This window comes from Virgibacillus natechei (assembly GCF_026013645.1).
In the GTDB taxonomy this organism is placed as follows: Bacteria; Bacillota; Bacilli; order Bacillales; family Amphibacillaceae; genus Virgibacillus_L; species Virgibacillus_L natechei.
Genome location: NZ_CP110224.1, coordinates 655,000 through 678,061, shown reverse-complemented (window position 1 = coordinate 678,061; position 23,062 = coordinate 655,000). Strand labels below are relative to the sequence as shown.

20 protein-coding genes and 1 tRNA gene are annotated in these 23,062 nt (G+C 38.6%); 9 read left to right on the top strand and 12 right to left on the bottom strand.

The features are described 5' to 3' along the window. Window positions 1-5 precede the first annotated feature (5 nt). The 3 genes from OLD84_RS19440 to OLD84_RS19435 are packed head-to-tail and all read left to right on the top strand — an operon-like array spanning window position 6 to window position 423. Window positions 6-119 (top strand): type II toxin-antitoxin system RelE/ParE family toxin, encoded by a 114-nt coding sequence (locus OLD84_RS19440; RefSeq protein WP_209461788.1) that lies wholly within the window; start codon window positions 6-8, stop codon window positions 117-119. After that, complete coding sequence (locus OLD84_RS03765; protein WP_209461787.1) at window positions 119-274, top strand: hypothetical protein; 156 nt, start codon at window positions 119-121, stop codon at window positions 272-274. Before OLD84_RS19440 ends, OLD84_RS03765 begins: the two co-directional genes overlap by 1 nt. Before the next feature lie 17 nt (window positions 275-291). Continuing rightward, window positions 292-423, top strand: a complete 132-nt coding sequence (locus tag OLD84_RS19435; RefSeq protein ID WP_390336648.1) for a hypothetical protein — start codon at window positions 292-294, stop codon at window positions 421-423. A gap of 301 nt (window positions 424-724) precedes the next feature. Here OLD84_RS19435 and OLD84_RS03760 read toward each other — a convergent pair. Further along, window positions 725-798 (bottom strand) — tRNA-Pro (locus tag OLD84_RS03760). A gap of 355 nt (window positions 799-1,153) precedes the next feature. Then, window positions 1,154-1,876: a MurR/RpiR family transcriptional regulator gene (locus tag OLD84_RS03755; RefSeq protein WP_209461786.1), complete on the bottom strand. Its 723-nt coding sequence runs from the start codon at window positions 1,874-1,876 to the stop codon at window positions 1,154-1,156. Window positions 1,877-2,093: 217 nt separating this feature from the next. Between OLD84_RS03755 and OLD84_RS03750 the strand changes: the two genes are divergently transcribed. Beyond that, window positions 2,094-3,428 carry a 6-phospho-beta-glucosidase gene (locus tag OLD84_RS03750; protein WP_209461785.1) on the top strand — a complete coding sequence of 445 codons (1,335 nt, stop codon included), beginning with the start codon at window positions 2,094-2,096 and terminating at the stop codon, window positions 3,426-3,428. A gap of 309 nt (window positions 3,429-3,737) precedes the next feature. Continuing rightward, window positions 3,738-5,855, top strand: a complete 2,118-nt coding sequence (locus tag OLD84_RS03745) for a glycoside hydrolase family 3 protein (protein ID WP_209461784.1) — start codon at window positions 3,738-3,740, stop codon at window positions 5,853-5,855. A 257-nt stretch (window positions 5,856-6,112) separates the two neighbouring features. Here the strand turns inward: OLD84_RS03745 and OLD84_RS03740 are convergent, their stop codons facing one another. Together OLD84_RS03740 and OLD84_RS03735 are read right to left on the bottom strand one after the other, a co-directional pair. Continuing rightward, a complete protein-coding gene (locus OLD84_RS03740) occupies window positions 6,113-7,465 on the bottom strand; it encodes a gluconate:H+ symporter (protein WP_209461783.1) in 1,353 nt (450 codons plus the stop codon). A gap of 132 nt (window positions 7,466-7,597) precedes the next feature. Then, entirely contained in the window at window positions 7,598-8,617 is a 1,020-nt protein-coding gene (locus OLD84_RS03735; protein WP_209461782.1) for a zinc-binding alcohol dehydrogenase family protein, read from the bottom strand. Between the two features lie 498 nt (window positions 8,618-9,115). Between OLD84_RS03735 and OLD84_RS03730 the strand changes: the two genes are divergently transcribed. After that, window positions 9,116-9,781, top strand: coding sequence for a GntR family transcriptional regulator (locus OLD84_RS03730; protein WP_209461781.1), 666 nt, complete (start codon window positions 9,116-9,118; stop codon window positions 9,779-9,781). A 225-nt stretch (window positions 9,782-10,006) separates the two neighbouring features. On the opposite strand, the gene OLD84_RS03725 is transcribed toward OLD84_RS03730, so the two are convergent. The 6 genes from OLD84_RS03725 to OLD84_RS03700 all read right to left on the bottom strand — a co-directional run bounded on the left by OLD84_RS03725 (window position 10,007) and on the right by OLD84_RS03700 (window position 15,702). Beyond that, window positions 10,007-11,077, bottom strand: a complete 1,071-nt coding sequence (locus tag OLD84_RS03725; protein ID WP_209461780.1) for a Gfo/Idh/MocA family protein — start codon at window positions 11,075-11,077, stop codon at window positions 10,007-10,009. Window positions 11,078-11,106: 29 nt separating this feature from the next. Continuing rightward, window positions 11,107-11,967, bottom strand: coding sequence for a sugar phosphate isomerase/epimerase family protein (locus tag OLD84_RS03720; protein ID WP_209461779.1), 861 nt, complete (start codon window positions 11,965-11,967; stop codon window positions 11,107-11,109). Next, on the bottom strand, window positions 11,964-12,974 hold the full coding sequence (locus OLD84_RS03715; protein ID WP_209461778.1) for a Gfo/Idh/MocA family protein: 1,011 nt from the start codon (window positions 12,972-12,974) through the stop codon (window positions 11,964-11,966). Before OLD84_RS03715 ends, OLD84_RS03720 begins: the two co-directional genes overlap by 4 nt. 104 nt (window positions 12,975-13,078) lie before the next feature. Next, window positions 13,079-14,224, bottom strand: coding sequence for a Gfo/Idh/MocA family protein (locus OLD84_RS03710; RefSeq protein WP_209461777.1), 1,146 nt, complete (start codon window positions 14,222-14,224; stop codon window positions 13,079-13,081). 203 nt (window positions 14,225-14,427) lie between these two features. Further along, window positions 14,428-14,838, bottom strand: a complete 411-nt coding sequence (gene mgsA, locus OLD84_RS03705; RefSeq protein ID WP_209461776.1) for a methylglyoxal synthase — start codon at window positions 14,836-14,838, stop codon at window positions 14,428-14,430. A gap of 39 nt (window positions 14,839-14,877) precedes the next feature. Then, on the bottom strand, window positions 14,878-15,702 hold the full coding sequence (locus OLD84_RS03700) for a nickel pincer cofactor biosynthesis protein LarC (RefSeq protein ID WP_209461775.1): 825 nt from the start codon (window positions 15,700-15,702) through the stop codon (window positions 14,878-14,880). A 279-nt stretch (window positions 15,703-15,981) separates the two neighbouring features. Here OLD84_RS03700 and OLD84_RS03695 point away from each other — a divergent pair, with 279 nt between their 5' ends. After that, window positions 15,982-17,202: an ROK family transcriptional regulator gene (locus OLD84_RS03695; protein ID WP_209461774.1), complete on the top strand. Its 1,221-nt coding sequence runs from the start codon at window positions 15,982-15,984 to the stop codon at window positions 17,200-17,202. A 187-nt stretch (window positions 17,203-17,389) separates the two neighbouring features. Here OLD84_RS03695 and gndA read toward each other — a convergent pair whose 3' ends face one another. Together gndA and uxaC are read right to left on the bottom strand one after the other, a co-directional pair. Further along, window positions 17,390-18,796, bottom strand: a complete 1,407-nt coding sequence (gene gndA / locus OLD84_RS03690; protein ID WP_209461773.1) for an NADP-dependent phosphogluconate dehydrogenase — start codon at window positions 18,794-18,796, stop codon at window positions 17,390-17,392. A 637-nt stretch (window positions 18,797-19,433) separates the two neighbouring features. Then, window positions 19,434-20,831, bottom strand: coding sequence for a glucuronate isomerase (gene uxaC / locus OLD84_RS03685; protein WP_209461772.1), 1,398 nt, complete (start codon window positions 20,829-20,831; stop codon window positions 19,434-19,436). A gap of 555 nt (window positions 20,832-21,386) precedes the next feature. Here uxaC and OLD84_RS03680 point away from each other — a divergent pair. Continuing rightward, window positions 21,387-21,962, top strand: a complete 576-nt coding sequence (locus tag OLD84_RS03680; RefSeq protein WP_209461771.1) for a M15 family metallopeptidase — start codon at window positions 21,387-21,389, stop codon at window positions 21,960-21,962. A gap of 82 nt (window positions 21,963-22,044) precedes the next feature. Continuing rightward, entirely contained in the window at window positions 22,045-23,022 is a 978-nt protein-coding gene (locus OLD84_RS03675; protein WP_209461770.1) for a ring-cleaving dioxygenase, read from the top strand. Window positions 23,023-23,062: the final 40 nt, after the last annotated feature.

The following is a 23,062-nucleotide window of genomic DNA, read 5'->3' as shown; positions in this document are numbered from 1 at the left end:
GTAAATTGATACTTCTTCATGGTTTTACGAAGAAACAGCAAAAGACACCAAGAATAGAAATCATACGAGCGAAAAAGTATCGGGATGGTTTTTTGCGACAAAAAAAGAAGGGAATATAATGAGCTACCTAAAAAGGAGACTGGAAGAACGGTTAAAAGATCCTAAGTTTCGACAGGAGTGGGAAGATAGCGAACTTGAGTATGTAATTGCCCGAAACATTATACATTTACGTAAAAAAAACATCTTACACAAAGTGAACTTGCTGAAGCGCTAAAGACTAAGCAAAGTGGCATTTCCAGGATTGAGAACGCAAATCAAAATTTATCAATAGACACGATGAAAGAAATAGCAAAAGCCCTTGATGTAAATGTTATGGAAATTGTTCGCGAGTCACCGGAAACCTATGAGTTAGAGAACCGATAAATTAAACCTAATGTGCTTTCTCTCGCACAAAAGTGGATGTCCACTCATGAGACGTCCACTTTTTATTTAAATGAAATTTAGGAGTGGCATTTAACAACCAATCAAAGGCTTATTATACCGAAAAGTTTTATAGTGATTTCTTTTGGTTTTTACTAACAGTCCTAAAATTGGGGATGACATATCCAAGTGAGAAGCATAGTTATTTTAATGGGGGTGTGCTGCTTGAACGTTTTCGAGCCGTCCTCGATCGATTTTATACCAGCCTACTTAATAATAAATATCAGCATATCGCAATAAAATATCGGGATGACAGGAATTGAACCTGCGGCCCCTAGCACCCCATGCTAGTGCTCTACCAAGCTGAGCTACATCCCGTTAAATCAACTATGAAGATTACGGATCCACTATCGACCAAGAAACCGTTCCATTTCTCCTTCACTTAAGTCTGAAGGCTGAATTCCCTTTTTTACAATAATCATGTAATGCGCGAACCCTTACTCTGGTTCATTTGGAGGATGTGGAACAGTAAACACACCATCTGGAAAATTATTGATCAAATTGCTTTATTTGATCAATCAGTTTTCTCACCGACTTTTTTACATTATACCCTTTATTAGTCGCGTTTTCCACCATTTGACACCTCATGGGAAATGTAATTTAACTAACTTAACAGCCGCATCTCTTGTAATCATCATGGTTCGACCACATGTCAATAGCTTCTACATCTTATTCACCCAAGCTTATATATTTCACGGGCCAGTGCTTCCAGAATATAAATCACAGGTACTTGCGTCGTAATATTAGCATTTTCAAACCACTCCTCCGTTACATAATATGGAATGTTTATATCAGATATTTTTGCAACGGTCGAGTGTTTATTGTTCGTAATACTAATAATTTTACTTCCTTCTTGTTTGATTTGATTAAGGTGAGTAACGGTAAAGTTAGATTCTCCCGAGACGGATAAAGCAATGGTTGCGCTATTATAACGTACCTTGGAATGAATCGGAAAAAGCGGATCTTTTATATACATCGAAAATTTACCCAAGCTTGAGAAATACCTTGCTCCATATTCAGCAAGAATACCTGAGCTTCCTATGCCAATAAAAATGACACTATCTGCTTTGTTAACTAGTCTTGCAGCTTCCCTAATATTTTCTTCTATATCTCCTTTTAATGTCCGATCAAAAAACTCCATTACGGAATGTTGAGACTCTTTTAAAACCGTTTTCTTATTTTCTTCTACATGCATTTTTAGCTTTACTTTAAACTCGGAAAAACCCTCACAATCTACTTTTCTACAAAAACGAAGGATCGTGGCTGTGGATACATGGGTTTCATCTGCAAGTTCACGGATCCGCATATAGGCGACTTTTTCACTATTTTGACTGATATAATTGTATAAAGAAGTTTCTAACTCATTGAATGAAGCGATCATCTTATGTGTAAACATTGTGTAGGATTCTCCTTCTTTAACCCTTATAACTTCATTTTAACACAACTACTTAACAAGATACACCTTGTTACATTCATGAAACAAATTACTTCTTTCGTTATTAAAAACTAAATGCCCTTCATTTATTTATCTCTTACTAAATATTGATACAATTTATGTATAAGTCCTTTTAAAGTTAAAGAGGTTCTTAAAATCACCTGGAGGTGTATAGAGTATGACAAAAGGTATTAAAATTGCAACGATAGGCGGGGGATCTAGTTATACCCCTGAATTAGTAGAAGGTTTCATCAAACGATATAATGAATTCCCAGTAAAAGAATTATGGTTAGTAGATATTGAAGAAGGAAAAGAAAAGCTAGAAATCGTTGGAAACTTTACAAAACGAATGATTGAAAAAGCAGGGCTTCCAATCGAGGTGCATTTAACATTTGATAGAAAAGCAGCTTTAAAGGGTGCTGATTTTGTTACAACGCAATTCCGTGTTGGCGGTTTGGATGCTCGTGCAAAAGACGAGCGCATCCCAGTGAAATATGGCGTACTTGGACAAGAAACCAATGGGCCTGGGGGACTATTTAAAGGTTTACGTACGATCCCTGTCATTTTGGATATAACGAAAGATATGGAAGAACTTTGTCCGAATGCTTGGTTAATCAACTTCACGAATCCTGCTGGCATGGTAACAGAAGCCGTACTACGCTACTCCAACATCAAAAAAGTTGTAGGATTGTGTAATGTACCTATCGGAATGGAAATGGGTATTGCCAAATTATTAGATGTAGACCATTCTCGAGTTCACATTGATTTTGCAGGTCTGAATCATATGGTTTACGGTCTGGATGTATATCTGGATGGAGTCAGTGTAAAGGATGAAGTCATGCAAAAATTATCCGATCCGGAAAACTCAAGTTTCGTTAAAAATATAGAAGGAATAGGGTGGGAACCTGAGTTTATTCAATCCTTAAATGCTTTAACATGTCCGTACCATATGTATTATTACAAGTCGAAGGAAATGTTGGATAAGACGATTGAAAGCTCCAAGACAGAAGGTACTCGTGCTGAAGTCGTTCAGCAATTGGAAAATGATTTGTTTGAGCTTTATAAAGATCCAAATCTTGATATTAAACCACCTCAATTAGAAGAACGAGGCGGAGCATATTATTCCGATGCAGCGGTTCGTTTGATCACATCTATTTACAACGACAAACGTGACATTCAGCCAGTAAACACGATGAATCGTGGTGCTATTCCTAGTATTCCAGATGAATCAGCAGTCGAAATCAGTTGTGTTATTACAAAAGATGGTCCTATACCGTTGGCGATGGGAGATCTACCAGTTGCGACAAGAGGACTTGTTCAGCAAATAAAGTCATTCGAACGCATATCAGCAGAGGCAGCTGTAACCGGTGATTATAATAAAGCAGTACTTGCTTTAACGATTAATCCGCTAACCCCAAGTGACGCGACTGCTAAACAAATTGTCGATGAAATGATGGAGGCGCATAAAGAGCATCTTCCTCAATTTCAAGAAGACAAAGTTACAGTGAATTAATGCTTTAACGTAGTGCTGGCATTTACATCAGCACTGCGTTACATTCCATTCAAATTTAAAGGATGAAAAGTTACAGCTCGCATTGTTGCCGTATGGTTGACCATATGTCCATATTCACCTACACGATTTGATATACCTCTATATAACCGATCGCTAAGGAATAGCGCACCTCCTCTCCTACCCATACATCTGCATTTTGTGAAGTGAATTTTAGCAACTATTTATTTAGCAAGGGTCCTTATCATCATGATATAATGATAATAGATTCACTCAAAGTTTTCAGGACTATGAAGCATAGGAGGCACTACAGTGGACGATCAACAGCCAGAGTTAGAAACAAAAGTCAAAAACATCATCGAAATAGAAGGATTAAAATTTAAAGATTTGAATAATGACGGGAAATTAGATCCCTATGAGGATTGGCGCTTAAGCCCAAAAGAACGTGCAGAAAACTTAGTATCGCTGATGAATATGGACGAAAAAATTGGTATGATGCTCATTAACTCCCGTAGGATGGGGCTGTCTCAAGATGATAAAAGCAAGACAAGTCATGATGGCGTATTAGATGAAGCAGTTATTGAAAAAGGTGAAAATATATTTGCAGCTACAAAAGTATATGGAACAACACATACGATTGAAAACAGACATTTAAGACACTTTATTCTAAGAGATAACTTTAGTCCAGCAGACATTGCAGCGTGGATTAATAAAATGAATGAAATCGCAGAGGGAACGCGTTTAGGTATCCCTGTTCTTGTGACGTCTAACTCCAGGAATGAAAATGCGGAAGCTGTCTTTGGTATGAATGATGCAGCAGGAACCTTTTCTACATGGCCCGGCACTCTGGGACTGGCAGCGGCAGCAAAGGGCGAAATAAAAAATGGCGGGAATTCCTCACTCATTAGTCAATTTGCTGAAACCGCACGCAAAGAATGGGATGCTACTGGAATTAGAAAAGGCTATATGTACATGGCTGACACCGTTACAGATCCGAGATGGCAACGGACTTACGGTACATTTGGCGAAGATCCTGAATTTATTTCTGATGCTATCGGCCGCCTTATTGACGGATTTCAAGGGACAAGCATAGGGAAAAATAGCATCGCATTGACGACGAAGCACTTTCCAGGCGGAGGTGCGAGAGAAAACGGATTTGACCCGCATTATGAAGAAGGTAAATGGAATCTATATCCAACAAAAGGAAGTTTGGAAAAGTATCATTTGCCACCATTTAGAGCAGCCGTCGAACATGGAACGTCTTCCATCATGCCGTATTATTCTATCCCAAGCATCAAAAAGAGTGTCGTACAAGAATTTGAGAACGAAGACATTCCTTTTGAAGAGGTTGGATTTACATTTAATCATTATTTTATCAATCATATACTTAGAGACAAACTTGGATTCAAAGGCTATGTAAATAGCGATAGCGGGATTGTTAATAATATGAGCTGGGGTGTTGAAGAGTTAAGCGTGGCTGAACGTTTTGCCAAAGCAATCAACGCTGGTACAGATATCGTTGCTGATACAAATGATATTGAAAATCTTACAATAGCCATTGACAAAGGATGGATTAGCGAAAAACGTATCGATGAAGCGAATATACGCCTCCTTACGGAAATGTTCACGTTAGGCTTATTTGATGATCGGACCTATAATTCACCAGAAGTGGCTACATCTGTCGTTAGTAACGCAGCGAATTGGGAATCGGCGTATGAAGCACATAAAAAATCAGTAACTGTACTCAAAAATAACAATCAGACATTGCCTCTAACAGCTGAAAAACGTGGCAGTAAGAAAGTTTATGTGGAAGTTTTCCATAAGGAACCCGAGCAAGCTAAATCTTTCACAGAACAAGCAAGGAGGGAATGCCAAGAGCATGGACATTTTACGTTGACAGCTAACTATGAAGAAGCTGACACCGTCATTTTGTTCTTATATCCGAAATCCGGTTCCTATTTCTCGGCAACACCAGGATTTCTAGAACTTGAGCTGTGTGAGAATAAAGTGGAAACTGATTTGAAAGGTTCTTTATACCAGGAAACAACATTGAGCGGTATGGATCATCTGAAGACAGTCGCAGACAATATTCATAGTCGTGGTGGAAAAGTAGTGATGAGTGTTAATATCATTATGCCATGGATCCTTGGCAATGTTGAACCTTTGGCAGATGCACTCGTCGCCGGATATGATACATTCTTCAAGCCACAGTTCGAGGTGATGGCGGGTAACCAACCAGTAGGCGTCTTACCATTGACATTACCAGCTAATCAAGAAGTCATTGCAGTTTATCAGAACGGTGATTGCGTCTCAAGAAATGATGTCCCTGGCTATGATAAGGACAAATATCTGCCGGAAGGACTCACCTATGCCTATGAGGATAGCGATGGTAATATTTATAGGCTTGGTCATGGGTTGAGATATGAATAATGGTGGGATCCTTTTTAGATAAGTAGGAAAAAGATGTCTTGTATGACAAATGACAGGTGTCTCTTTTTGCACAAAAACTAGCAGAAGCAATTACGCTTCTGCTGTTTTTTTCGCATTAACACCCCGAATTAATTTTCTGCTCCGTTCATCTCATTACTGAATAATAACTAAGAGAAATTTTGATAATTGCACATAAGAAAAACCACCGAATAGTGCGTAACCACTATTCGATGGTTCTAGTCTCAATTCAGCATATCTTAAACAAATAAGCTTAAGAACAGAACAAACACAAGACCACATACGGAAATAATTGTTTCCAGTACTGTCCAAGTTGCAAATGTTTCTTTCATTGTTAAGCCAAAGGACTCTTTAACAATCCAGAAACCGGTATCATTGACGTGAGAAGCAATAATACTTCCTGCACCTGTTGCAAGTACCATTAATTCTAAGCTAACATCTGTACCCTGCATCAATGGAATGACTAATCCAGCTGTGGTTAGAGCGGCAACAGTTGCTGACCCTTGTGCAACTCTCAACAAAGCAGCAATTAACCAAGCTAATATGATTGGAGACATCGTACTTCCTTCAAAGAGTTGCGCAACATAATCTCCTACTCCACCATCAATTAATACTTGTTTTAATGCACCACCTGCCCCTAGGATCAGTAACATCATACCGATAGCAGCAATAGAATTTTCTGCTGATTTCATGAGCTGACTCATTGGAATCTTTCTTGCTACCCCCATGGTATATATTGCAAGTAAAACTGAAACTAGCATAACAGTAGTTGGAGCACCGAACATCGCGACAATGTCAAAAAACATGTTAGCTGACATACCCATTGTGTCTTGTACCAACGTAATAATTGTAGAAATCCCCATCAAAATTACTGGAAATAATGATGTGAATATACTGACCCCAAAGCTTGGTGTATCTTCCAATTTGTATTCTTTTGCATCACCAATAGAGGCCATACTTCCAGATGGTTCTTTTTCAAATGCGGATGGAACCATTTTTCTAGCAAATTTCGTAAATAATGGCCCTGCTATAATCACAGTTGGAATTCCAATTATAATCCCATACACTAATACCAACCCTACATTGGCGCCATATTGCTGAGCAATAACAGTAATACCTGGAGATGGTGGCAAGAATGCATGTGTTACAGATAATGCAGTAACCATCGGTAATCCTAACCATAAGAATTGTATGTTTAGTTGTTTAGCAATTTGATAAACAATCGGAATTAATAATACAAGTCCAACTTCAAAAAATAGCGCAATCCCGAGAATGAAACCACCAACAACAACTGCCCACTGAATTCGTTTTTCTCCGAATTTATTAATCAGCGTCATGGCAATTCGCTGGGCTCCACCAGCATCGGCGACTAACTTACCTAAAATAGCACCAAGTCCAAAGACTAATGCAATTCCACCTAAAGTGTCACCCAAACCATATTCAATGGATGCAACAACTTCACTGATCGGCATACCTAATGCCAATGCAAGGACAAACGAAACAACAACTAATGAAATGAATGTGTTTACATTGAATTTCATTATTAAAATTAGTAATAAGACAATGCCGAGCGCGACGATTAGTAATGGCATACTTTCTCTCCCCTTTGTATAAAAATAATCATTTTTTTATATTGATAACGGTTACTATTGATTCAATATTGTTTTTTATAATTACGGTTTTTCTAATCAGGAACTCGAACTCTGTTAGCCCCGATCAAAACCTTATTCGAATTCAATAACTGCTTTTCTTACTTTATCCGGATTTTTCTCAATAAACTCGAATGCCTCTTTCACGTTGTTAATATGGAACCGATGTGTCACAAGACCATTATGTGTTAATTGTTTTGTGTTTATCAGTTCAACAACTTTGCCAAATTGATTGGTTTGAAGTCTTGATCCAGTTATGGTTAATTCCTTTTTCGTAATATGCATCATTGCAATGGATGATGGTGTTTCGTTAAATCCGAGTGTTACGATATTACCTGCTGGCGATGCAACTTCAACAGCCAATTCAAATGTTTGAGGAGAACCTACTGCATCGATGACAACATTCGCACCCTCGTCATTTGTTATTTCATTAATTTTCGTCATAGAATCAACCTCTTTTGGATTGATTGTATGATCAACACCATTTTCTTTTGCAAGCGCCAGACGTTCATTTGTAAAATCTGAAATAATGACAGTCGCACCACGCAATTTAGCCATTTTTAATACAGTTATCCCAATTGGGCCAGCACCTTGGATAAAGACGGTTTGCCCTTCCTTAACATTACCTCTCCACGTTGCTTGGGCACCAATAGTATAAGGTTCAGCCATTACTGCTTCATCCCACTCAATCTCAGAATCTACTTGATGCACTTGTTTTTCTGGGAGCGTAACAAACTCTCTCATTCCTCCATCTTCATGTACACCAAACACGGAAACTTCTTTACATACATTCGGTCTACCACTTTTACATGCATAGCATTCGCCGCAAAAGGTGATGGGCTCAATTACGACATGATCACCAACTGTCACACGATTTACATCCTTACCCGTCTTCACTATCTCTCCTGTTACTTCATGTCCAACGATTCTAGGATAGGTTGCAAGCGGATTGGTGCCGTGATAAATATGCATATCTGAACCACAGATACCTACCCTTTTGATTTTTACTTTTACCTCATTTTCCTGCTTTATAGTTGGTTCTTCGACATCTAATAATTCAATCGTATTTGCTTTTGAAATACAAACTGCTTTCATCTTATTTATACCTCCTACGTTTTAATAGAATTTGTAATCCCTTTCATTCATAACAAAAAATTATTCGTAAAAGTCCATGTTCAAAAAGGAGGATAAAAAGGACCGAGAAGTTCGAGGCGGTGTAGTTTCGAGCAGCGGAGAAACAAGCCAACGAAGAAATTCGATGTGTCATTTTTACCGGACTTTTTGAACAACCTCTTAAAGAAATTTATTGGCTATCATTCCTTGTCTTTATTGTTAAGCCTTCTATCATTGGCACTCCTATGAAAACGACATGTAATAAACGAATACTATTATCGAAATCGCTTTCTTTAATTTTGATATGTAACATGTGACATTTCACATATTACATTAAATAGAGTACAATATTTATTAATGGGAGTCAACAGTTTTAAGTGAGATGTATTTTCTTTTTTTATAAAACCATATATAATTGGAATTCATAGAGTCATTTGGTAGAAACAAAACTATTAAAAATTGATAAAGGGGTATAGAATCATGACAAAAATTGATACATCTCTTTTGACTAGTCAGGTATACGATGTACTACGTAGTAAAATAATTGCTGGAGAATACAGTCCTGGTGATAAGTTAGATATTCATAAATTAGCAGATGAGTTTGGTGTAAGCCGCTCTCCTGTAAAAGATGCAATCAATCAACTTGTGTACGATGGATTACTAGAGATCATCCCTCGTAAAGGTACTTATGTAACAGAATTAAATTTCACTGAATTTATTGAAGTACTTGATGCTCGATTAATGATTGAATTATGGGCTGGCAAGCAAGTGATTCAATTTATTTCAGCAGATAAGGTGGAAAATTGGGGACAAATCGTCCAGGAAATGGATTCACTCCTCAAAGCTACTCCTTTTCCTTTTGAGACCTATAATAAGGTAGATCGGAAATTTCACATGACTTTAATAGAATGGACAGGAAATAATAAAATAATAGAACTATTTTCCTCGTTAAACACCCACGTATCCTTATCCCGTATCGTCCACTCTACCTCACTGGAAAGCACAACGAAAAGACATACAGATCACTGGCATTTATACGAAGCAATGAGAGAGCGTGATTTTTCTGCCTTTTCAAATGTAATAACGGAACATATTAACAGCCTAAAGAAAGAAGCTAAATCACGATGGAATGAAGTGTATTTATAGTTTATGATTGATTATAAGAATACTTGGCATTCGTTAAAGGGATTCTTTGAAAGCGTTCTTTGCTTTGTTAGAATCCCTTATGCTTTCCTATCTTTTAAAAAAAGAAGAGCATCAAATTGCTTTGCAATTCAACGCTCAACTCATGTCACTAATTTATATGTCTGTACCTCATATTGAAATACTTAATGTGGTGGTTTTTAGTAATCTAAACTTTATTGTAACAACTTAAGAAACAACAATCGCTTGTTCCTGCGCTTCTAAGCACAATTCCGCAGCTTTAAATGCATGCTCCTGCGTCATTGCATTTTCGGTACGATTGATACAATCTTTGATAAATGCTCCAAAGAATGGGAAACCTACTTCACCTGATAGTGCGTAATGCTTTTCCCCGTCCTTGTTCACTAGATAAAGGTGGTCGCCTGACTCCTCACGTGCCACGTCCACATATTTACGAATTTCTATTGTTCCTTCTGTCCCGGTAATAAAGGTACGTCCATCACCCCATGTGCTCAATCCATCCGGTGTGAACCAATCTACTTTAAAGATTTGTGTTGCCCCATTATCGCCGACTAATGTTGCGTCGCCATAGTCTTCTAGTTCCGGATGATCAGGATTATTATAGTTACCTACTTTACTATGCAGGATTTCTGCGTCCCCGCTGCCTGTATAATAGAGGAACTGCTCAATTTGATGACTCCCGATATCGCATAGAATACCACCATATTGTTCTTTATTGAAAAACCAATCTGGACGACTGTCTGCATTTAATCGGTGCGGGCCGAAGCCAGTCACCTGAATAACTTTTCCGATTGCTCCATCTTTAATCAAGTCGCCTGCAAATACAGCACCCTCGACGTGGAGGCGTTCACTGAAATACACCATATACTTCTGGCCAGTCCGTTCCACGACACGCTTCGTCTCTTCCAATTGTGCTTTTGTTGTAAAAGGTGTTTTATCTGTAAAATAGTCTTTTCCAGCTTCCATTACCTTATTGCCAAGTCCACTTCTTTCTGATGGAATCGCTGCCGCTGCTACTAGCTTGATAGATTCATCATTTAAAATTTGTTCCAAGGAATCTGCTACTTCTACTCCAGGAAATTTTTCAAGGAAACTATTCACCTTTTCCTGGTCTGGGTCATATACCCATTTTAACGTGGCGCCTGCTTCTACCAAACCATTACACATGCCATTAATATGCCCATGATCAAGTGCAACTGCCGCAACCTGAAATTCTCCTTCTTTAACGACTGGATTCGGCTTTCCTTTTGGTGCATAATTCATTCCGTCATTACTCATGCTTATCCACTCCTTTTGTTGCTAACATTCTAGAACCAATCTGCATAACCCAATTCCTTCAAGTTATCTGCTGATATTTTCAAACAATCAAATGGGTCACGTCCATACGTGTCATCCTGCTCGATTAAGAAATACTGTGCGCCGCTTTCGAGACCAGCGTCAATCACTGCATTCATATCAAGATTCCCTTCTCCAACTTCCGCAAATTCAATTAGGTCCGTGAATTTACTAAAAAACTTACCCATGTCTTGAAGATCTTCCTCTTGAATATCCAATTCACCAATACGATAATCTTTCAAATGTAATAGCGATATTCGATCTTTATAGTTTTTAATAATTTGTACGGGATCTTCACCAGCTCGTTGGATCCAGTGGACATCTAATTCAAACCCAAGTTTGGACGTATTATTTTTCATCAGATCCAGTAAATATTCTCCGTCGTACTTCTGGAACTCGATATGGTGTGTATGATAATACAATTCGATTCCATGCTCTGCTAAGCGCTCTGCCATTGCTTCCGCTCTTTTGATAAATTCCATGATTTGATCCTTGTCGCCCATGATGTTTAGGGGGAGCATTCCGATACGAAGGAAGTTACAATCTAACGTTTTACAATCCTTGACAATTTTATCAAAATTAGCTGTTAGTGTTTCTCCAGGAGCACCTGGCATCATTGGCTCTAAAGGAGCAGACATTGCTGCAATCTCTATATCAAAGTCTTCGCTTGCCCGTTTTAATTCGCCTACATTTTCTTCCGTCATAGGAATTTGTGAAACTTCTACAGCTCTAAAGCCTAGCTCATGCAATTGTTTCATTGTTTCATAGGCACCAAGTTCTTCAACCTTACCTTTAAGCATCATCATTTGCACGCCAATTTTTCCTTTTTTCATTGATATACCTCCATTTTTATTTCTTTTTTAATTTCAGAGGATTGCCGAATTGCACTAATCATTTCCATCGATACTTGGGAGTCTTTCACATGGATATAATCCTGGCTATCATTCTCTATACACGTATAGAAATGATTAATTAATTTTGAATGACTCGCGCCATAATAGAAATTCTTACCAGGTAACTTTTCATCCTCTATTACCTCTTCCTTCTTACCGCTACCGTTCATTTTTGTTAGAATACTATCTTTAATCGTTAATTTTCCTTTTTCCATGAGAACTTGAAACTCTACACTGGAATTCCCAGCATTTGTATTGGTTGCAAAAAATAACCCTGTTGCTCCACTCCTAAATTGAATATTGGCCACAGCAGTATCTTCTACTTCATATCCATAATCAAATAGATTATCTATCGTTCCTCTTATCGTTTCAATTTCGCCACCGATTATCTGCATTAAATCCAAGGTATGAATTGCCTGATTAATCATGACGCCTCCACCAGAATACCTCATTTTACCTCGCCAAGGTTTTACATCATAGTAAGCTTTTGGCCTAAACCAGGTCACCAAACCCTTCAATCCAGTTACGTTGCCATATTCTCCACTTGCAACAATTTCACGTAGTTTTTCGAATGTCTCATTATAACGATTTTGAAAAGAAACACAGATTTTAACATCTGGGTATTTTTCTTCTAAGTCAACTAATGCCATGCCTTCTTCCGCATTTCGCGCCAAAGGTTTTTCCTGAAATACATGGATACCTCTTTCAACACAAGCCTTTGTTGCATGATAATGAAGGTGATGCGGCAGGCAAACATGTACACAATCCAGTGATTCTTTCTCCAGCATTTCGTGATAATCTGTATAAAAGGTTGCACCTGCAACACTATCTTTTAATGACTCATCAACATCACATACTGCTACTAGACGGGCATCTGGATTCTCCTCGATAACGGGAAGATGAATTTTCGAAATATCTCCAAGGCCAATAACGGCTATGTTAAGCATTAGTTCTCCCCCCTTCTTGTTGCAAACGAACTCATAACCGGGATGGAAATGAGTTCGTCTGAATCTATTACAGTGCGTGCAGACTTTTTGAACAATCTACTACACTACTTTTTTTCTTCTGCAATCTTCTTGTTTAATTCCTCTACATATAAATCTTCATCTACTGGAAGATCTACTTCTTTGCCTAACCAGCTTGATAGATGGATCGCATTTGCCAATGCCACACCATTGATCCCATCACTACCTGGTGCAAGTAACGGCGTACCATCTAAGACATTTGCTGCGAAGTTTTCCATAACAGCTGTATGTTGCGCTCCCCATACACTTTCAAATTCTAGTACTTCTTCATCATATATTTCTCCCGGACCGTCACCCATGAAAATTTTCATAACATCTTGCATGTCCATGGTTGCACTCATTTCAGATTCAGGTGTTTTAAGACGTTTAATCGTTACAGTCTTACTGTCATCAACGACGATTTTTCCTTTGTCACCTAAAATCTCAAACCGGTCTGTACCCATAACGTCGTGCGTGGCAGTAATAAATACACCTGTTGCACCATTGCCGTAGTCAAACATTGCCGTTACTTCATCTTCTACCGCGATATCTCTTTGGTAACCATATTTCACGTTGGAATATACTTTCTTCGGCATGCCTGCAATCCACTGAAGGAGGTCAAGCTGATGCGGTGCCTGGTTTACGAGTACACCACCACCTTCACCTTCCCAAGTTGCCCTCCATGCACTTTGGTCATAATAACCTTGAGGTCTCCACCATGTTGTAATAATCCAGTTTGTTCGGCGGATGTCACCAATTTCTCCATTATCTATAACTTCTTTTACTTTTTGATAGAGTTCATTTGTTCGCTGATTAAACATAATGCCAAACGTTACTTCTGGTTTTGTTGCCGCAAATTCATTTAATTCTTTCACCTGTTTTGTATACACACCTGCTGGCTTTTCAACTAGAGCATGGATGTTTCTTTTTAATGATTCAATACCCATTTCCGGATGCAAGTAATGCGGAACACATGTAACGACTGAATCGATGTCACCGCTTTCAAGCATATCGATATAATTGTCGTAAAATGGAACACCAGGATACTTTTCTTCGGCTTCAGATTTTTTTGCTGGATCGATATCACAAATAGCACCGACCTCCATATTTGGAACTCTTCCTTCCATGATAAATCCTGCATATGCGCCACCTTGTGCGCCTAAACCAATAATACCTAAGCGTACTTTTTTCATTTTCATTCTCCTCACTATATAGTTTGACTTATTGAAATGCATTCCGTTTTTTATTCAAAATATTTTAGTAATGTAAGTGCTTGCATATTCATTATAAGCAAACAACCTTGTAAGTAGTAGGATTTTAATTGCAAAAACAGGACTAATTATACGGGTTTAAACATCTACGTTTGAATCCGTATAATTAGCCCTGGACCAATGATCTATTTACCTTCGTTATCATGAATAATTTCTCGCCATTTCAAATCGCCACGTTCTAGTGCATGGATCAAGACTTCAGCTGTACCCATATTTGTTGCTAACGGTATATTGTATACATCACAAAGCCGTAACAAAGCAGTGATATCTGGTTCATGTGGTTGTGCAGTCAATGGATCACGGAAGAAGATAATCATGTCCATGTTATTTTCAGCAACCATTGAACCGATCTGCTGATCACCACCGAGTGGACCGGATTGAAAACGATGTAGAGATAAACCAGTATGTTCGGAGATTTTCATTCCTGTTGTCCCAGTAGCATAAAGTTCATGTTTTTCTAAGCTATATTTATACGCTTGAGCAAACTGTATAATATCATTTTTCTTTTTATCGTGAGCAATTAATGCGATTTTCATAACATTTTTCCCCTTATCTATTGATAGTTAATAATCGTGTTATTCTCCGATAATGATGCGTAATACATTTGGGTGGTTTTCAAAACTTTTTGTACCTGCCCCATAACCAATTGCATGTACGTTCATCGATGGTAAATTGGAGAATTTTTCAGCAAGCACCGCTATAATAGCTGCCCCTGTTGGTGTTGTCAATTCGGCTTTTAAATCACTGTGCGCTAATGGAACTCCTTTCAAAATTTCGAGCGTTGCAGGTGCGGGGACTGGATAAACACCATGATCAATATGAATTTTACCCGACCCTACCGGAATTGAGGATGACCTTACTTCATCTATCTCCATATTGTGAATTAAGATTGCTGATCCTACAATATCAATAATGGAATCAACTGCACCAACCTCATGAAAATGCACATCAGCCAGTGGTACCCCATGAATCTTTCCTTCTGCTTCACCAATTTTCTTAAATATTTTCAATGCCATATCCTTTACTTGCTCAGGGAAATCGGCTGATTCAATGAGCTTTACGATATCGCGATAAGAACGGTGATGATGGTGATGTTCATGCGAGTGATCATGATTGTTGGTATGTGCATGATGACCATGATCGTGTCCATCATGATGGTGCTCGTGTTTGTGGTCATGATCATGATGATGATGTTCCTCGTTCAATAATACAACATCAAATTTAGTACTAGTGATCCCGTTTTTTACAACTTTTTCTGTTTTCAATTCATATTCATCTTCCATTTGGAGCTTCTTTAATTCGCTCTCCAACACCGTTATATCTGCTCCCGCATTAATCAAAGAGCCAATGGTCATGTCACCGCTTATCCCTGAAAAGCAGTCAAAGTATAGGATTTTCATTTCAAAATCACCTTTTTCTGTTATAATAGTATGTATCAACTAGAAATTGTAAGACTAACCTATGTCATTTTTGCAAACCCTTTCAATACTCGTAGTATATATCGTTCACATAGGTCTTTTTTTAAACTTCTATTATTTAATTTGTCCACCAAACAAATTAAAGTTATAATTAATCAAAGAATATCACTATTGGATATTCCCGTCAATAAAGGAAAGCTTCATTCAGTGATGGTTTTACTGCCGTTTATAAATACAAACAATAAGGAAAAGAGGATTCATATGGTTACAGGTGATGGCGCTTATATCAAAAAAATCAATAGAAGTATTATCTTAAAACGAATCATTGAATATGGCATGATTTCGCGGGCAGATTTATCTAAAATTACTGGGTTAAATAAAGCAACCATATCGGTCCAGGTTGCTAACCTATTAGAAGAGGAATTAATTTACGAAACACAGCAAGAGCATCATGCTGTTGGTAGAAGACCCATCATGCTTTCCATTAATCGTGACGCTGGCTATGTATTAGGAATTGACCTTGATTATAATAAAATTCAATTTACATCAACTGATTTACTCGGTTATCCAGTTCACAGTGAAGCAATAACTCTAAAAAGCGATAACTATCATGAAATTGTTCAGATAGTTGCCAAGCATATCAAGGCAAGTTTTAAGGAGTTTTCAAGTAGCCGCTATGGCTTAGTAGGTGTGATGATTGGAATCCATGGAACAGTGAATAACGATGAACATATTGATTTTGTACCCAAACTACAATGGTATAATAAAAATTTAAAAACCGATTTAGAAAACGAAGTTGACTTAAACGTAACGATTAATATAGAGAACAATGCCAACTTATCCGTGTATGCAGAAAGAGTATACAATCATCATCAAAGCGATAATTTACTTTCCATTAACTTATCTTCAGGTATTGGGGCTGGCATGATGCTAGATGGTGAACTTCACAAGGGGTACCACGGGTATGCGGGAGAAATGGGGCATATGATTGTTTCACCTGGTGGAAAGGCTTGCAGATGTGGTAATCACGGTTGCTGGGAACTCTATAACTCAGAACCTAGTTTATTTGCAGCGTTAGCTGAAAAACTTGATAAACCAACAATCACACATAAAGATGTGAAAAGGCTAATCAAGGAAAAGGATACAGTCACCTTCGAACAACTTGATGCGTATATCACCTATCTAGCGATTGGATTAAATAATGTTATCAATCTATATAACCCAGAAACAATTGTCCTAAACTGTGAAGTCCTCGAAATGTATCCAAATACGATACGTGAAATTAAACATAATTTAAAATCAAACGTAAGCCAATACCGCGAAATTTCTTTGTCTGAACTTGGAGGTAAAGCTTGTGTTATGGGCGCGAGCGCATTAGCTATTAAACAGTTCTTAGAAGTTCCCGAGCTATTTTTAGATAGAACAGAAAATCATATTCCTTCTGGTAATGCTGAAGGGAAGAGGATGAAATCAGTGAAATAGGTGCTGTGACACTCTCTTCGTTCTAATGAGCGACAAGCTACAAGAGCGGGGAAGGGACTCACTCGAGCGACAGATGCTCATACTCGCGCACGAACTAAGCTCTCGCTCGATTTTAACAGCATGGCCCCATCCGAATCGCATAAAAAACTCCCCAATCAACTTTACGAATGGGGAGTTTTTTATCCTATTAAAACCAGTTCGTGTGAAACACGCCTTCTTTATCTTTACGTTGATACGTGTGTGCACCGAAATAATCGCGCTGTGCCTGCAATAAATTAGCTGGCAAATTCGCAGAACGATAGCTGTCATAATAAGCTATTGCACTGGAGAATGATGGTACAGCAATACCGTGCTTGATCGCGACGGAAACGACTTCACGCAATGCAGACTGATACCCTTCTACAATATCTTTAAAGTAAGGATCCAGTAATAAGTTTGTTAAAGCTGGCTCATTATCATATGCTTCTTTAATTTTTTGCAAGAAGTTTGCGCGAATAATACAGCCCCCACGCCAAATCATTGCAATATCACCATAGCGAAGATTCCAATCATTTTCTTCTGATTGTGCACGCATTTGTGCGAAACCTTGCGCATAAGAAACGATTTTACTCATGTACAATGCTTTACGAATAGCTTCAATCAATTCATCTTTATTTCCTTCAAATGTCGGAACTTCTGGTCCACTCAGTACTTTGCTTGCCTTCACGCGCTCTTCCTTCATTGCCGAAATAAAACGAGCAAATACAGATTCAGTAATTAGCGGAAGTGGAACACCTAAATCCAATGCGTTCTTACTTGTCCATTTTCCTGTCCCTTTTTGACCTGCTGTATCTAAAATTACATCAACAAGCGGCTTTCCTGTCTCTTCATCTGTCTTTGTAAATATATCTGCAGTGATTTCGATCAGGTAACTATCCAGCTCACCTTTATTCCATTCCGAAAATACCTCATGAAGCTCTTGTGCATCAAGCCCAAGTACATGTTTCAGAATATAATAAGCTTCAGAGATTAATTGCATATCCCCGTATTCAATTCCATTATGAACCATTTTCACATAGTGGCCAGCACCATCAGGACCTATATAACTTGTACAAGGGTCACCATCAACTTTTGCTGAAATGGCTTCGAAAATAGGCGCTATAAGTTCATATGCTTCTTTTTGGCCACCAGGCATAATGGAAGGGCCATTTAATGCTCCTTCTTCACCACCAGAGACTCCTGTTCCAATAAAATGTATTCCTGTTTTCTCTAGTTCCTTATTACGACGAATGGTGTCTTCAAATAATGTGTTTCCACCATCAACCAGAATATCGCCTTGATCCAAGTGCGGCTGTAGTGATTGAATAGTTGCATCTGTTGCTGGACCGGCTTGAACCATTAATAGAATCTTACGCGGCTTCTCCAATGAGTTAACAAATTCTTCGATACTAGTCGATCCAACAAAGTTCTTGCCCTTTGCCTCTTCTTCTAGAAAAGCTTCTGTTTTTTCTGGAGAACGATTAAATACAGACACGGAATACCCTCTGCTCTCAATATTAAGCGCAAGGTTTTTCCCCATAACCGCTAAACCTATAACACCAACTTGTTGTGACATATTCATTACCTTCCTTATCCATAGATTTGGCTCTTATCGTAAATGTTGTTGTTTTAAATCTTCGCAGTGGTATAAAAGACGACGTAGTGACAATTCTTTTGCAAAAGCTGGTTGAGAGCAGGGATTCGCTACGGAAACACATTTCGCTTTCCGCGGGCGGCTGGTGAGCCTCCTTGTGCTGGCGCACTGCGGGGTCTCACCGAGGCCTTTCCTCCCGCAGGAGTCTTCATGTGTTTCCTCCGCTGATAAGATGCTTTTCAACTTCATCAAAATTGCTTAATTATATAACAAATATAGCCATGCACTCTTATGAAGGTTGATTGGAGCGGAGTACAGTCGACTCCTGCGGGAACAAAGGTTTTCGGTGGGGCGAGCATTTACGCGCAGCCCCAACACGAGTCTGAAGACCCCGCAGGACTACCCTAAGGAAGGTCGACTAAAACCGTTCTTTGCGAACAACGTCGACATACCCTTTGCCAGGGCAAAGCCGTGCCCGCGGAAAGCGACTGTACGCAGCGGAAATCAACCTGGTAGTTACGTCGTCTTCTATAGATTTTGTGTCAAAAACAACAATTCTTTTCGGTGGGACGAGTAACCGCAGTCCCAACCTTTTAGAAAACAGCCATAGATTTAAATCTTATATGGCAAAATACTGTTTCGCATTTTCGTGACATATGCCACGAACATACTTCTCAAGTAACGCCATATCTTTTGGCACTTTACCTTCTTCTACCCATGTTCCTAGAAGATTACATAAGATTCTTCTGAAGTATTCATGACGAGAAAGAGATAGAAAACTTCTTGAATCCGTAAGCATTCCAATAAAGTTGCTAATCAGTCCGATATTGGCTAAAGTCTTCATTTGGTCTTCCATACCATCAATTGTATCATTAAACCACCATGCAGTTCCAAACTGAACCTTTCCAGGAATCTCAGCATTTTGATAATTACCTGCCATTGCTGCAAGCACATTATAATCATTAGCATTCAAACTGTACAGAATCGTCTTTGGAAGCTTCCCTTTTTCTTCCATTGAATCTAATAACCCAGACAATTTATCAGCGACTAGTGGATCGCCAATAGAATCAAACCCACTATCAGGCCCTAATTTTTTAAACATTTTCGTATTATTATTTCTGAGTGGACTTATATGGAGCTGCATTGCCCAGCCTTTATCCGCATAAAGTTCTCCTAAAGAAAGTAATGTGTACGTCTTAAACTGATCAATTTCTTTAGCCGAAAGCGCCTCACCTTTCAATCGTTTCACAAAAATAGCTGAGACTTCATCTTTGGATGCTTTTTCATAAAACAAAACATTTATACCATGGTCTGAACTTCGGCATCCGTGCTCATCAAAATAATCTACCCGACTTGCCAATGCATCAAGGAAAGCATCATAGGTTTCAAGGGTTACGTTTGTGACTTGACCCAGTTTTTCCACCCATGGAAGAAAGTCTTCCTTCTCGATGCCCAACCCTTTATCTGGACGGAATGAGGGGGATACATTAGCTGAAAACCCTTCTTTCGCTAATTGAATGTGACTCGCTAGATCGTCTGTTGGATCATCTGTTGTTCCAACAAACTCTACTTTATCCTTTTCCAGTAAAGACCTTACTGACATCTCCGGGGTAGCAAGCTTTCGTTTCGCTTCTTCCCATATCGCTGGTGCTGTTTCTTCATTTAATACTTCATCAATATCAAAATAGCGTAATAGTTCCAGATGAGTCCAATGATATAACGGATTACCGAACGTATTCGGAACCGTTTTAGCCCATGCTAAGAATTTTTCATAATCACTTTTGTCTCCCGTAATATACGCTTCATCAATACCATTTGCTCGCATTGCTCTCCATTTATAATGGTCTCCTGCCAGCCAGATTTCGGATAAATTAGTATAATTTTTATCCTGTAGAATTTCCTCCTGGTTTAAATGATTATGATAATCTATAATCGGTAAATGCTTCGCGGTATTATGGTAAAGGTCTTTCGCTGTTTCATTATATAATAAAAAATCATCCGTAATAAATGTTTTCATGTTCATCAACCTTTCCTTATTTTTAAAATAGCATGTAAAATTACAACGCACAAATGTTTTCGGTGGGACGAGCATTCACGCGCAGTCCCAGGACGTGCTAATGCCGGCGTTGCGACAGGACGTCGCGATTCTAGCCGGTGAACGCACAAATGTTTTCGGTGGGACGAGCATTCACGCGCAGTCCCAGGACGAGCTATGCCGGCGTTGTCATAGGACGTGACTCTGTTTTGCGATTGTCGACCGCCCGTTAAACTGCGATAAAAATTTATTGTATAAATATTCCTCCCATAGTTTAATTATTTTGTCCGCCAAACAAACTAATTCACTTATACTATTATAATATATGTAAACGGTTTATTTTTCAAGGGAAAAAGCATGTTTTGTTTCAAGCTATGGATGCTGTTAAATTCAAATGTTATTTATCCTTATTGTTTTTTCCACGCCCCTCTTTTTCCAACTTTTATAATAATGAGGCCCTTAGGATAAAAAGCTCGAAGTCAGCCGCAATTCAGTGGTAAAATGTCAGCAACGTATTAGAAGAGAGGATCTCACAACATGAAAGGCATAAGAAAAATACTCCTTCCATGGATTATGATTATTATATTTTTAAGTATTCTATTTATCTTATATAATCGTATGGAAGAAAACTATTTAGATATGGGCGAAGATGCCCCCCTTCCAGATGACCTGCATCCGTTAGTGGAAGAAAAAAAAGACATTCTTTTGGAACAAGCTGAAGCTATAGATATTGATGTCGTTATTACAGATAAAACACGTTCTATCGATGAACAAAATGAATTATATGAACAAGGGAGATCGGCAAGTGGAAACATTGTCACAAATGCTAAAGGTGGCGAATCCTATCATAATTATGGACTCGCAATTGATTATGCATTGCTGGATAATAATGGTGATATCCATTGGGATATTCAGTACGATGGAACAGATAGTGGAGAATCAGACTGGTTTGAAGTAGCTGAACTTGCAAAAGATTTAGGCTTTGAATGGGGTGGGGATTGGAATAGGTTTCCTGACTATCCACATCTGCAAATGGATTTTGGTTTAAGTATTGATCAACTTCAAAGAGGGATGCGCCCAGCTCCTGAAGATCATGATGAAGCAGACAAGTAGACTATTGACTACAATATGTATTACACTAAAAGTATCTTGAATTCAGGATACTTTTACAGTTACCTGCTAAGGAGGAATGGTCATGGAAATAAAAGGGATTCACCATGTATCTGCTATTACAGCAAATGCAAAAGAAAATTACCACTTTTATACAGAAATATTAGGTATGCGTCTCGTCAAAAAAACCGTTAACCAAGATGATACATCTGTCTATCACTTATTTTATGCAGATGAAGTAGGTAAGCCCGGAACTGATTTAACTTTTTTTGAAATACCAAATGCGGGAACAACTTATCCAGGAATAAACAGTATTTCCGGTACTTCCTTACGTGTACCAAATGATGCTGCTTTAACGTATTTTCAAGATCGTTTCAATGAATATAATGTTGATCAGGACGAAATTTCAAAACAAGGTGAACGAAAAGTAATTCATTTCCGCGATCCAGAGGGACAGCGTTTAACCCTGATTTCCGATGAAACGAATACTGGTGTTGCAGGCGGAAACGTATGGGAACGTAGTAGTGTTCCTGTAGACAAAGGAATTATTGGACTCGGGCCAAGTAAATTAACGGTACAGGATCCAACACCAACAATCACCGTTTTAACAGAAATTCTTACATTTAAACAAGTTAGCAGCTACCCATCTCCTGTAAGCGGTCAGGAAGATATTCTCATTTTTTCTACTGGTGAAGGTGGAACAGGTGCAGAGATTCATCTCGAGGTGCGAAATGATTTACCAAAGGAAAGACCAGGCCGTGGAAGTGTACATCATGTTGCATTGCGTGTAGCGAACGAAGAAGAATTGGCCGCATGGAGAGATCGCCTGCAGGAATTCCGATTTCCTAATTCTGGTTTAGTGGAGCGTTTTTATTTCAGATCCCTCTATTTCCGTGATCCTAATGGCATTTTATTTGAATTTGCTACAGATGGCCCAGGATTTACTACAGATGAGGATATGGATTACCTTGGAGAGTCCCTGGCATTACCGCCATATTTCGAAGATCAGCGTGAGGTAATAGAAACTAAATTAAAGCCTTTGGATACGAAGAAGTCACACTAAGTTGTAGTGTCCACCTACTCGTTGGCCTATCACCTCCACA